This is a genomic window from Rahnella sp. PAMC25617 (genome assembly GCF_050606005.1).
In the GTDB taxonomy this organism is placed as follows: Bacteria; Pseudomonadota; Gammaproteobacteria; order Enterobacterales; family Enterobacteriaceae; genus Rahnella; species Rahnella variigena.
The window spans coordinates 14,638-27,174 of the sequence record NZ_JBOCUM010000016.1 but is presented as its reverse complement, the minus strand read 5'-3'; the positions used below and the strand labels follow the sequence as shown (position 1 = coordinate 27,174).

The following is a 12,537-nucleotide window of genomic DNA, read 5'->3' as shown; positions in this document are numbered from 1 at the left end:
CTTTAAGACTTGATATTTTTGCCACCGAAGTGGCTGATATCGTCTTGTGAGTGCCCACACAGATTGTCTGATAAATTGTTAAAGAGCAGTGAGTTACGCGCTTTCGCTTGCTAACTCGAGGTGGCGTATATTACGCTTTCCTCATTCAGTGTCAACCGTTTATTTCATCCGGTTGCCGCTGTTTTTAATCTTTCCGACCCGGTTACTTCGTGATGTTGTTCACGTTGTTCCCTGTCGATGGAGCGGCATTATAGGGAGTTCTCAGCAGGCCGCAAGGGCTAATTTTAAGAAAAATCACTGTTTGCTGCATTACACAGCAAACACGCTGCTTATACCGTGTTTTACACAGATTTATCCACAGGGGCACAGGAATCTCAAATTTTGCGAGCGTCGCGCAATCGTTTTCGCTACAATTTCGCGCGTCAGTTTTCGCAGCCCTTTATGGGTAATAAATGAAATACCGGTTGCCGGAGGGGAGTTATCCGAGCTCAGTCCCGCGTTTTCTGCAAATTGCTCTCAATAATTTTCTCTATATAAAGAGAAGGAGAGAAGAAAAGCGTCACTGAACTCCGATAACGATCTTTACTGCGACTCCAAAGCCAAGGATACAACCACCATGCAACAATCTCGTCCAATCCGCCGCGCCCTGCTCAGTGTTTCTGACAAAGCCGGTATCGTAGAATTCGCCCAGGCCCTGTCTTCGCGTGGCGTTGAATTACTTTCCACTGGCGGAACTGCCAGTCTGTTGGCTAAAGCCGGCCTGCCAGTCACTGAAGTGTCTGACTACACCGGTTTTCCGGAAATGATGGATGGACGCGTCAAAACTCTGCACCCCAAAGTTCACGGCGGCATTCTCGGTCGTCGCGGGAAAGATGATGAAATTATGGCGCAGCATTCCATTGCGCCAATCGACATGGTGGTCGTTAACCTTTATCCGTTCGCACAAACCGTCGCGCGCCCGGACTGTTCACTGGAAGATGCAGTAGAAAACATTGATATCGGTGGCCCGACAATGGTTCGCTCAGCGGCGAAGAACCACAAAGACGTCGCCATCGTGGTTAAGAGCAGCGACTATGCATCTATTATAGAAGAGATGGATTCCAACAGCAGCTCACTGACGCTGGCGACCCGTTTCAATCTGGCGATCAAAGCTTTCGAGCACACGGCCTCTTATGACGGCATGATTGCCAACTACTTCGGTACCATGGTGCCGGCTTATCACGGCGATACCGAATCCGCTTCCGGACAGTTCCCGCGCACACTGAATCTTAGCTATATAAAGAAACAAGATATGCGTTATGGCGAAAACAGCCATCAGAACGCGGCTTTCTATATAGAAGAGAACGTCAGCGAAGCTTCGGTTGCCACTTCTACCCAGCTTCAGGGCAAAGCGCTTTCTTATAACAACATTGCGGATACCGATGCCGCACTGGAATGTGTGAAAGAATTTGCTGAACCGGCCTGCGTCATCGTTAAACATGCCAATCCTTGCGGCGTGGCCATCGGTGACAGCATTCTTGCAGCTTACGAGCGCGCCTATCAGACTGATCCGACATCCGCTTTCGGCGGCATTATTGCCTTCAACCGTGAACTGGATGCCGAAACAGCAAAAGCCATCATCAGCCGTCAGTTTGTAGAAGTGATCATTGCGCCATCTGTCAGTGCCGAAGCTCTGACCCTGACCGCAGCCAAACAAAACGTTCGCGTACTGACCTGCGGGCAATGGGAAGATCGTCAGAAAGCACTGGACTTCAAACGTGTTAACGGCGGCCTGCTGGTTCAGGATCGCGATTTGGGTATGGTTGATACAGCTGATCTGCGCGTGGTTTCAGAGCGCCAGCCGACGGAGCAGGAACTGACAGATGCGCTGTTCTGCTGGAAAGTCGCAAAATTCGTGAAATCCAACGCCATTGTGTATGCACGTGACAAAATGACCATCGGTATCGGCGCTGGCCAGATGAGCCGCGTTTACTCCGCTAAAATTGCCGGAATTAAAGCCGCCGACGAAGGTCTGGAAGTCGCCGGTTCTGTCATGGCTTCTGATGCTTTCTTCCCGTTCCGCGACGGCATCGATGCAGCAGCAGCAGTAGGCATCACCTGCGTTATCCAGCCTGGCGGTTCTATCCGTGACGATGAAGTGATCGCCGCGGCAAACGAACACGGCATTGCGATGCTGTTCACCGATATGCGCCACTTCCGTCATTAATTTTCTTTTAGCGGGTGCGATGCGCCCGCTCACCGGAGTCTTCGAATGAATATTTTAATTATCGGTAACGGCGGGCGTGAACATGCACTGGCATGGAAGGCATCGCAGTCACCTCTGGCTGATAAAGTCTTTGTTGCGCCTGGCAATGCCGGTACCGCGCTGGAGCCGTTGCTGGAAAACGTGGACATCGCCGCCACTGACATCGCCGGTTTGCTGGCTTTCGCTAAAAGTCATGACATCGGCCTGACCATTGTTGGCCCTGAAGCGCCACTGGTGATTGGTGTGGTGGATGCTTTCCGCGCAGCCGGTCTGAAAATCTTTGGCCCGACGCAGGAAGCCGCGCAGCTGGAAGGTTCTAAAGCTTTCACTAAGGATTTCCTGGCTCGCCATAACATTCCAAGCGCTGATTATCAGAACTTCACTGAAATCGAACCTGCGCTGGCTTATCTGCGCAGCAAAGGCGCGCCGATTGTTATCAAAGCTGACGGTCTGGCAGCAGGTAAAGGCGTCATTGTTGCGATGACGTTGAAAGAAGCGGAAGACGCCGTTCACGACATGCTGGCGGGCAATGCTTTCGGCGATGCAGGCCATCGCATTGTTATTGAAGAATTCCTCGACGGCGAAGAAGCCAGTTTCATCGTTATGGTCGACGGCACCAATGTGTTGCCGATGGCGACCAGTCAGGATCACAAACGCGTGGGTGACGGCGACAGCGGCCCGAATACCGGCGGCATGGGCGCTTATTCTCCGGCGCCGGTAGTGACCGATGAAATTCATCAGCGCGTCATGGATCAGGTTATCTGGCCGACCGTTCGTGGCATGGCGGCAGAAAACAACACTTATACCGGTTTCCTGTATGCAGGTCTGATGATCTCAGCTGACGGCCAGCCGAAAGTGATCGAGTTCAACTGCCGTTTCGGCGATCCGGAAACTCAGCCGATCATGTTGCGTCTGCGCTCAGATCTTGTGGATCTTTGCCTCGCCGGTGCTGAAGGTCGTCTTGGCGATAAAACGTCCGAGTGGGATCCGCGCCCGTCGCTGGGTGTCGTGCTCGCCGCAGGTGGCTATCCTGCCGATTACAAAACCGGAGACGTTATCCACGGCCTGCCGCTGGAAGAGGTGCCAGATGGCAAAGTCTTCCAGGCCGGAACCCGCTTGCAGGATGAACGTGTGGTAACGAATGGCGGCCGCGTATTGTGTGTGACGGCGTTGGGCAAAACCGTGGAAGCGGCTCAGGCACGCGCTTATGATTTAGCAAAAGATATTCACTGGGAAGGCAGCTTCTGCCGCAAAGACATCGGTTATCGCGCTATCGACCGCGAACGTAATCATTAATTTTTTCCGTCCCGACGATCAACAAAGGCACGCTTCGGCGTGCCTTTTCTTTTATCAAAACGGGATCAGAGGTCAGACTCTTTCGGTTCCCATTTACAGAAATCTTCATTGGCGACCAGCAACAGCTCGTTGCCCTGCGGTGCCGTCAGCCAGGCTAGCCCCAGATTATCGTTACTGCGACTGGCTCGTTTCGCCAGCCAGACCTGTGAACGGACAGTGAGCGCCGGCGTCACTTGTTCACCTGCGCAGGTCGTTATGATGCCTTTGCGCCAGCGAGCCTGAACCAGGCGGACATTGCCTGCCTGCAGCGCATTGCTCAGGTCGAGGATTTTTGACGCTTCATATTTATAGCGTTCGATTTCGTCTGACGATAATTTTTCCCGACGCTCCGGGAGCTGTCGCTGCATAAAGCTGACATTGCCACCCTCGTCGAAACGCAGCATGACGCCCAAATCAGTTTTGGTGGCATGGGTTTCTTTAATCAGGTGCAATTGCCCCTGCTGGAATTCGTATCGGGTGATGATCGTATCGCCGCCGAAATAGGGGCTATAGACGTTGAGAATGGTTTGAGGCTCGTGCTGGGCGGTATCTTCACGCCAGAGCCGGTTGATTCCCTGATCAGCAACATAACCGCTGGCAAAGAATAACTCAGGACCTTTATCAGAACTACAACCCACCAGACCGAGCACCAGTAAACCTGCTACCAGCCTGGGGGTGATAAACTGAAGGGGCCTAAAAACCCCTCCGCTTATTCTTTTCACTGCAAGCAATTACTTAACAGCGTCTTTCAGAGCTTTACCAGAAACGAACGCAGGCACGTTTGCAGCTGCGATTTTGATTTCTTTACCAGTCTGTGGGTTACGACCAGTACGCTCGTTACGATGATTTACCTTGAAAGTCCCGAAACCAACCAATTGTACAGCATCACCTTCTTTCAGAGACTCGGTAATAGCAGACAGAGTAGATTCAAGAGCAACTTTGGCCTGTGCTTTGGAAAGATCAGCTTTGTCCGCAATTACATCAATCAGTTGAGTCTTGTTCATAAGTTATCCTTTACAGTGTGTTTATCGTTTGCAAAGCATCGAGTGCGACGGATATGCCGATTGACAGCACCCTCCTGCATACACGCACCGATAGCCACTTTTTTTACGCACCCCAAATGTAGACCAGACAGGGTGCGGATGTGAAGCCTTAAGGCACGACAAATCAGGCGTTAAATCACGTTTTATTGCCTTATTGCGCTAAATTTATGCCGATGTTACTGACAGCGGCTTCACGCAGGTCAGAACGTAACCCTTTTATTAATTCCAGGTCACGCTCTTCACAGTCAGCCAACAGGCGAAAAATCTCCCATTGGATGTCCCATTCTTCTTCAACGGCAGGGATGACCTTGAGTTCTTCATCGGTCATTTCTTTACCTGCCTGAGTCATTTCCAGCATCGCGACAGTACGAATTGACGTCTCACTCACCGCAATCGCATGAGACAGCGTTTCGCCGCTCAGACGCGAATGAATCAGTTCGCCTAATGCAATACACGCATCAATCGCCGGATAAACCCCGTAGAGATCGTAATCATCGGAAGAAGGCACCGCTTCCTCCAGTTTTTCGAGCTGTGAGTCAAAATTGACCTTGGCGTCTTTTACCACCAACGTTTCCCAGATTAAGTCCAGGATACGACGGTAAAGCTGTGCTTCGCCAAACCCGGTTTCCAGGCAAAATGTCTGATAGTTCGGGTACATGCGTTCGCACAAGCTCGCCATAAACGTCACGTGTTGCCAGCTTTCCAGCTTTTCGAGACGTAAATGAATTGGATTACGTAACATGAGTTGATCTCGTTAACTTTTCTGCGCGGGAGTTTACCTGAAATAAATCAATATCCCTATTCCTTGATTCCTAAAGATCATCACTCAAGCGTTGCCAGCGTTGAAACGACGCCCGGTTTGATGCCACGGCATCAGCCCAACGGGTCGGTTCCGGCAGCCGATAATGCCGCATGCATTGTTCCACCCAATAAAGAGAGGAGTCCATGCTGATCCGATTACCAGGCGAGATGAACAATGGATTACAGCGTAGCTTGCTTCGCCACACCCAGCCAATCTGTTCATCGCCTTCATACAGCCCCTGTCTGCTGTGTAGCGCTTCACCTAACGGCAGGAACTGCCCGCATAAACGGCTTTTCGCCACACCAATGGTCGGCACGTCAATCATCAGGCCAAAATGACTGGCGACACCGAGGCGCCGCGGATGCGCGATCCCCTGCCCGTCAACCAGAACCAGATCAGGGTGCGATGAGATTTGCTGCCAGGCTTGTAAAAGTGCGGGAAGCTCACGGAAAGAAAGGAAACCAGGAATGTAGGGCATGACGGTCGGAATGCGGGCTATCTGATATTCGACCAGCTCCAAAGTTGGATAACTCAGAACAGCGACCGCCGCGCGGGTGACTTCACCGCCCTGCTCAAACCCGACATCCACACCGGCGATCAACGACGGTGTGGTGAATTCAGGCGGATCCTGCAGTTCAATCTGATCTGCAAGGATCCGTTGCTCTTCACGTAACGCGCGCGTGTCGATCATAACGCCATGTTACTCGTGATACTGGCGGGACAAGCTGTGTACCGCTTCCACAAAAGCGCCGGCATTTTCTGGCGGAACGTCCTGGTGGATACCGTGGCCAAGATTAAACACATGGCCATTACCTTTGCCGAAACCAGCCAGAATGGTTTCCACTTCCTGCTCAATCCGCACCGGTGAGGCGTAAAGCATGGAAGGATCCATGTTGCCCTGAATCGCCACTTTGTCGCCAACCCGACGGCGCGCTTCAGCAATATCGGTGGTCCAGTCCAGACCCAGCGCGTCACAACCCGTTGCCGCCATCGCTTCCAGCCACTGGCCTCCGCCTTTGGTAAACAAGGTCACCGGCACACGGCGGCCTTCGTTTTCACGGATCAGGCCATCGACGATTTTGTGCATGTAGTTAAGGGAGAACTCGCGGTAATCGCGAGGTGTCAGTACGCCGCCCCAGGTGTCAAAAATCATCACCGACTGCGCGCCCGCTTTAATCTGAGCATTAAGGTAAAGAATGACGCTGTCGGCCACTTTATCCAGCAACAGGTGCAAGGTAGACGGATCGGCGTACATCATTTTTTTGATTTTGGTAAAGGCTTTGCTGCTACCGCCTTCAATCATATACGTCGCCAGAGTCCACGGGCTACCGGAGAAACCAATAAGCGGCACTTCACCTTTCAGGTTTTTACGGATGGTACGCACGGCGTTCATCACATAGCCCAGCTCCATTTCAGGATCCGGAACCGGCAGCTTTTCGACATCAGCACGATTGGTCAGTGGCGAAGAAAAACGCGGGCCTTCACCGGCTTCGAAATACAGCCCCAGCCCCATCGCATCAGGAATGGTCAGGATGTCGGAGAACAGGATCGCTGCATCCAGCGGATAGCGACGAAGCGGCTGTAAAGTCACCTCACAAGCCAGTTCGGCATTCTTACACAGCGACATAAAATCGCCGGCTTCAGCGCGGGTTTCTTTGTACTCCGGCAAATAACGGCCAGCCTGACGCATCATCCACACCGGTGTAATGTCCACTGGCTGACGTAACAAAGCACGCAGGTAACGGTCGTTTTTCAACTCATTCATTCTTGCTCTTTCCTTCAATATTCGGGCCGCACGACAATCATATGACGGCATTCTATCACGCAAAACTGACGCTAGACCTCGTCGTCTTCGCTTTCTGCGCGGCACTGCGCAACTGTGTCTTCAATCAGACGACGGGCAATCGTGCCAGGCGGTGGCAGCTGTGGCAGCTGGTCAAAGCGGTACCAGTCAGCGTTAAGCAGCTCTTTCGGGTCGTGTTTAATATCGCCGCTGTCGTAATCCGCCATAAATGCCATCATCAGCGAATTGGGGAACGGCCACGGTTGGGAACTGACGTAACGGACATTCTTCACGCGGATATTACTTTCTTCCATGACCTCGCGAGCCACGGTTTCTTCCAGTGTTTCACCGACTTCAACAAATCCAGCCAGAACCGTGTGAATGCCATTACGATGACGGACGTGCTGCGCCAGCAAAATCTCATCACCTTTGCGGATTGCTACAATGATGCAGGGTGCAATCTGCGGGTAATAGCGTTCGCGACAATTCCCGCAAAGTGCGGCCCACTCGGTCTTACTGACGTGCATTTCATGCCCGCAGTATCCGCAGAACTTATGAGAACGATAAAACTCTGACAGCTGCACACCGCGCCCGACCAGCTGGAATAATCCGCGATCTTGATCCAGCAGCTGACGGGCGGAAACCATATGATTTGGCATTGTCTGACGGACCAGCCAGACAGGTTCACCCTGCCATTCGCCAATCTGACGCGCCGTTTTACCGGTCAGAGAATATTGTGCGGCGCTGCCAAACGGCAGTTCGCCCTCAGGCAGCCACAGCTTGCCTTCCTGGCTGATAACCCACCAGCCGTTATGTTGCTCAGTAATCTGTAATTCCATAATTGTTGTTGCATAACCTCGTCGGGACTGACAATCTGAGTAAGATATTCACATATTAGTAACTTTTAGTTACTTTTTTATCGCTCACGGAGTCAACCATGCTAAATCGTCTGGAAAGACTGACCCAACGCGTTGGTGGCAGTAATGAGTTAGTGGATCAATGGCTGCACGCGCGCAAAGAGCTGCTGGTTTCGTACTGCACTTTGGTCGGCCTGAAACCCAATAAAGAAAAACATACCCCTCTCAACGAAAAAGCGCTGGATAACTTTTGCCATAACCTGGTGGACTATCTTTCAGCCGGTCATTTCCATCTGTATCAGCGGATCATTGATGAAGTCGAAGGTGCGAACAGTCCGATAAAATTGCAGGCTGCGAAAATATACCCTGCACTGGAGCTGAACACTGAAGCTATCATGGCTTTCCATGATAGTTACACTGAAAATGATATTGATGATGACAATGCTTTCGCATTTCATTATGCATTATCCGATGTAGGTGAAGCGTTGGATGCGCGTTTTCAGCTGGAAGATCAATTGATTATTCTGGCATTTGACCGCAGCAATCATGAAGAAAAACCACCTGCAAATGAAGAACATCTCGCCAGACCGGCTTAACGCTTTGTCACATTAAAACTCTGCACCTGTTTGTAGTTTTAATTGTAGTTTTAGTTGTAGTTTCAAAAAACGCCTCCTATATTGAGGCTTCTTGTCGGAGTGCCTAGCGCATAATTTTCTCGCGAAGATTACGCCAGGCTGAGACCGTTAATTCGGGATCCGCGGAACCTGATCGGGTTAGTACCCGCGAAGGGAACAAGAGTAATGTTATGCGTTCAGCTCACTCTGGCATTCGCCTGCATCAGGCCGCCTGAGCTGCACCGCCCATTTTTACTCCTGCCGTAAACCTCCAGACAAGCAATTTTCCATCACGTTTTTTTGCGAGGAATTTGCTATGTCGAGTACACAGAAACCCGTTATTTCCGAAAAGAAAGCGTCTAATCGCCGTGAACAACGCGCGCAGGCTCAGTCGTTTATCGACAGTCTGCAGGGCGAAGCCTTCCCCAACTCCCGCCGTATTTATCTTGAAGGTGACCGCAAAGATATTCGCGTGCCGATGCGTGAAATCCAACTCAGCCCGACACTGGTCGGCGGTGGCAAAGATAATCCGCAGTTCGAAGAAAACGAAGCCATCCCTGTTTATGACACCGCCGGATCTTACGGGGATCCGTCGGCAGTTATCGACGTGCATACCGGTCTGGAAAAATTACGTGCCCGCTGGATAAAAGAGCGTGCGGACACGGAGGAACTCCCACAGGTCAGCTCCGGCTTTACCCAGCAACGGCTGGCGGACGAAGGGCTGGATCATCTGCGCTTCGAACATCTGCCGCGTCCGCGAAAAGCCATGCCTGGCAAAAATGTTACGCAGCTGCATTACGCACGCAAAGGCACGATTACCCCGGAAATGGAGTTCATCGCCATTCGCGAAAACATGGGCCGCGAGCGGATCCGTGGCGAGATTTTGCGCCAGCAACACCCCGGTGAAAGCTTTGGCGCGCATTTGCCTGCCAATATCACCGCAGAGTTTGTGCGTCAGGAAGTCGCCGCCGGGCGTGCGATTATTCCTGCCAACATCAACCATCCTGAATCAGAGCCGATGATCATCGGGCGTAATTTCCTGGTGAAAGTGAACGCTAATATCGGCAACTCAGCGGTGACATCATCCATAGAAGAAGAAGTCGAGAAGCTGGTGTGGTCAACGCGCTGGGGCGCGGACACCGTGATGGATCTCTCCACCGGCCGTTATATTCATGAAACCCGCGAATGGATCCTGCGCAACAGCCCGGTGCCGATCGGCACGGTGCCGATTTATCAGGCGCTGGAAAAAGTGAACGGCGTGGCCGAAGACCTGAACTGGGACATGTTCCGCGATACCTTGCTGGAACAGGCCGAGCAAGGCGTCGATTACTTCACCATTCATGCCGGTGTCTTGCTGCGTTACGTACCGATGACGGCCAAACGTCTGACCGGCATTGTGTCGCGTGGTGGTTCAATCATGGCGAAATGGTGTCTTTCACATCATCGCGAAAGCTTCCTGTTCGAGCATTTTCGTGAAATTTGCGAAATCTGCGCTGCCTACGATGTCTCCCTTTCATTGGGCGACGGCTTACGTCCGGGCTCAATTCAGGATGCCAATGACGAAGCACAATTCGCTGAATTACGCACGCTGGGCGAACTGACCAAAATTGCCTGGGAATACGATGTGCAGGTGATGATCGAAGGTCCCGGGCATGTGCCGATGCAGATGATCCGCCGCAATATGACCGAAGAACTCGAGCACTGTCACGAAGCGCCGTTCTATACCCTCGGCCCGCTGACCACCGATATCGCGCCGGGTTACGACCACTTCACCTCCGGTATTGGTGCGGCGATGATTGGATGGTTTGGCTGCGCCATGCTGTGTTATGTCACGCCAAAAGAGCATCTCGGCCTGCCGAACAAAGAAGACGTTAAGCAGGGTTTGATTACCTACAAAATCGCAGCACATGCCGCCGATTTGGCCAAAGGTCATCCGGGTGCGCAAATCCGCGATAACGCCATGTCCAAAGCGCGTTTTGAATTCCGCTGGGAAGACCAGTTCAATCTGGCTCTGGATCCGGCCACTGCGCGTGCTTACCACGATGAAACGCTGCCGCAGGAATCCGGCAAAGTTGCTCACTTCTGCTCGATGTGCGGCCCGAAATTCTGCTCAATGAAAATCACTCAGGAAGTTCGCGATTACGCCGCCGCGCTGGAAGCCAAAGCCCAGCCAATAGAACTCGTTGCATCCGGCATGGCGCAAATGTCGGCCGAATTCCGTTCACGCGGCAGCGAGCTTTATCACCCTGCCACGGAGATCAACAAATGAATCAGTCCGCTCAGCCCTTTCCTGCCGTTCCTTTTCACCTCGGTTTATATCCGGTCGTTGATACGGTGGAATGGATCGCCCGCCTGCTGGAAGCAGGGGTTAAAACGCTGCAACTGCGTGTAAAAGATTTACCCGATGAAGAAGTTGAGCCAGCAATTATCGAGGCCATCGCACTAGGGAAAAAATATCAGGCGAGGTTATTCATCAACGATTACTGGCGTCTGGCGGTAAAACATCAGGCTTATGGCGTGCATCTGGGTCAGGAAGATCTGGATACTGCCGATCTTGAGGCAATCCGTCAGGCCGGTTTACGACTGGGCGTCTCCACCCATGACGATACTGAGATGGCGCGCGCTGTCGCCGTGAATCCTTCATATATCGCACTCGGACATATCTTCCCGACGCAGACCAAGGACATGCCGTCAGCCCCGCAGGGTCTGGAAGAACTCTCCCGACATATTAAGCAACTCGACGGAAGATTCCCGACGGTAGCTATCGGCGGGATCAGCATTGAACGCGCGCCGTCGGTTCTCGATTGCGGCGTCGGCAGCATTGCCGTGGTCAGCGCCATTACACAGGCAGCGGACTGGCGTGCCGCCACCGCCGAACTGCTGGCTTTATGCGCCAGCAAGGTGCCGGAAGATGCTTAATGACGCGGCATTTATGCGTTACAGTCGCCAGCTGATGCTGGAAGAATTCGGCCCACAGGCGCAGGAAAAGTTACAGGCGGCAAAAGTGCTGATCGTCGGTCTTGGCGGTCTCGGCTCTCCCGCAGCCCTGTATCTGGCGGCTGCGGGCGTCGGCACGCTGATTCTGGCCGATGACGATCAGTTGCACATCACTAATCTTCAGCGGCAAATCCTCTACCGCACAGCGGATCTCGATCAGCCCAAAGCCGCTCTGGCAAAGCGTGAGCTGCTGCGCCTGAATCCGCTTTGCGAAGCCGTGGCGATCACGGAGCGCCTGTCGGGAGAAGCGTTAACCCGTGCCATATCAGATGCTGATATCGTTTTGGATTGCAGCGACAACATGGAAACCCGACACGCGGTCAATAAAGCCTGCGTGGATGCCGGTAAAACGTTAATCAGCGGCAGTGCCGTCGGATTCAGTGGGCAGCTTCTGGTGATTGAAGCGCCCTACACTCACGGCTGTTATGCCTGTTTGTATCCGGATCAGGAAACCGTGCAACGTAACTGCCGCACATCCGGCGTACTCGGACCGGTCGTCGGCACTATCGGCACATTACAGGCACTCGAAGCACTGAAAATTCTGGCGGGTCTGCCTTCGGTTCTGAGCGGCAAACTGCGGCTGTTCGACGGAAAAACACAAAACTGGCGTTCGCTGCAACTCAAGCGATCGTCCAGCTGTGCCGTCTGCGGAGGCCACGCGTGAACATTCTGGTTAATGATGAATCTCACCACTTCAGTCAACCGCTCACGTTACTTGCCCTGCTCGATGAACTGGCGTTAAACCCTGCAGGCAGCGCGCTGGCAGTTAATCAGGTCATTATTCCCCGTGATAACTGGCCTGCTCACTTGCTGGAAGATGGTGATGAGATTTTGCTCTTTCAGGCGATAGCCGGAGGCTGA

At 52.7% G+C, this 12,537-nt stretch carries 13 protein-coding genes and 1 riboswitch; of the genes, 7 read left to right on the top strand and 6 right to left on the bottom strand.

Annotated elements, in window-relative coordinates:
• Positions 1-616: 616 nt before the first annotated feature.
• Both purH and purD read left to right on the top strand, forming a co-directional pair.
• Positions 617-2,206: a bifunctional phosphoribosylaminoimidazolecarboxamide formyltransferase/IMP cyclohydrolase gene (purH, locus tag ACM615_RS19225; protein WP_431012358.1), complete on the top strand. Its 1,590-nt coding sequence runs from the start codon at positions 617-619 to the stop codon at positions 2,204-2,206.
• A gap of 45 nt (positions 2,207-2,251) precedes the next feature.
• Positions 2,252-3,541 carry a phosphoribosylamine--glycine ligase gene (gene purD, locus ACM615_RS19220; RefSeq protein ID WP_112288557.1) on the top strand — a complete coding sequence of 430 codons (1,290 nt, stop codon included), beginning with the start codon at positions 2,252-2,254 and terminating at the stop codon, positions 3,539-3,541.
• A 65-nt stretch (positions 3,542-3,606) separates the two neighbouring features.
• Here purD and ACM615_RS19215 read toward each other — a convergent pair whose 3' ends face one another.
• From ACM615_RS19215 to nudC, 6 genes are all read right to left on the bottom strand, one after another.
• Positions 3,607-4,260, bottom strand: a complete 654-nt coding sequence (locus tag ACM615_RS19215) for a DUF1481 domain-containing protein (protein ID WP_181955600.1) — start codon at positions 4,258-4,260, stop codon at positions 3,607-3,609.
• A 51-nt stretch (positions 4,261-4,311) separates the two neighbouring features.
• Positions 4,312-4,584, bottom strand: coding sequence for a nucleoid-associated protein HU-alpha (gene hupA, locus ACM615_RS19210; RefSeq protein WP_013577396.1), 273 nt, complete (start codon positions 4,582-4,584; stop codon positions 4,312-4,314).
• A 190-nt stretch (positions 4,585-4,774) separates the two neighbouring features.
• Entirely contained in the window at positions 4,775-5,365 is a 591-nt protein-coding gene (locus tag ACM615_RS19205) for a YjaG family protein (RefSeq protein WP_431012357.1), read from the bottom strand.
• A gap of 70 nt (positions 5,366-5,435) precedes the next feature.
• Positions 5,436-6,116 (bottom strand): deoxyribonuclease V, encoded by a 681-nt coding sequence (gene nfi, locus ACM615_RS19200; protein WP_431012356.1) that lies wholly within the window; start codon positions 6,114-6,116, stop codon positions 5,436-5,438.
• A gap of 9 nt (positions 6,117-6,125) precedes the next feature.
• Positions 6,126-7,190, bottom strand: a complete 1,065-nt coding sequence (hemE, locus tag ACM615_RS19195) for a uroporphyrinogen decarboxylase (protein ID WP_112288554.1) — start codon at positions 7,188-7,190, stop codon at positions 6,126-6,128.
• 71 nt (positions 7,191-7,261) lie between these two features.
• Positions 7,262-8,047, bottom strand: coding sequence for an NAD(+) diphosphatase (nudC, locus tag ACM615_RS19190; RefSeq protein ID WP_112288553.1), 786 nt, complete (start codon positions 8,045-8,047; stop codon positions 7,262-7,264).
• Positions 8,048-8,145: 98 nt separating this feature from the next.
• Here nudC and rsd point away from each other — a divergent pair, with 98 nt between their 5' ends.
• The 5 genes from rsd to thiS all read left to right on the top strand — a co-directional run bounded on the left by rsd (position 8,146) and on the right by thiS (position 12,537).
• A complete protein-coding gene (rsd, locus tag ACM615_RS19185; protein WP_112288552.1) occupies positions 8,146-8,661 on the top strand; it encodes a sigma D regulator in 516 nt (171 codons plus the stop codon).
• Positions 8,662-8,746: 85 nt separating this feature from the next.
• A riboswitch (TPP riboswitch) is annotated at positions 8,747-8,873 on the top strand.
• Positions 8,874-8,995: 122 nt separating this feature from the next.
• A complete protein-coding gene (gene thiC / locus ACM615_RS19180; RefSeq protein ID WP_431012355.1) occupies positions 8,996-10,948 on the top strand; it encodes a phosphomethylpyrimidine synthase ThiC in 1,953 nt (650 codons plus the stop codon).
• Complete coding sequence (thiE, locus tag ACM615_RS19175) at positions 10,945-11,598, top strand: thiamine phosphate synthase (RefSeq protein WP_112288550.1); 654 nt, start codon at positions 10,945-10,947, stop codon at positions 11,596-11,598. Before thiC ends, thiE begins: the two co-directional genes overlap by 4 nt.
• Complete coding sequence (locus ACM615_RS19170; protein WP_129637632.1) at positions 11,591-12,340, top strand: HesA/MoeB/ThiF family protein; 750 nt, start codon at positions 11,591-11,593, stop codon at positions 12,338-12,340. Before thiE ends, ACM615_RS19170 begins: the two co-directional genes overlap by 8 nt.
• Positions 12,337-12,537, top strand: coding sequence for a sulfur carrier protein ThiS (gene thiS / locus ACM615_RS19165; protein WP_113878335.1), 201 nt, complete (start codon positions 12,337-12,339; stop codon positions 12,535-12,537). Before ACM615_RS19170 ends, thiS begins: the two co-directional genes overlap by 4 nt.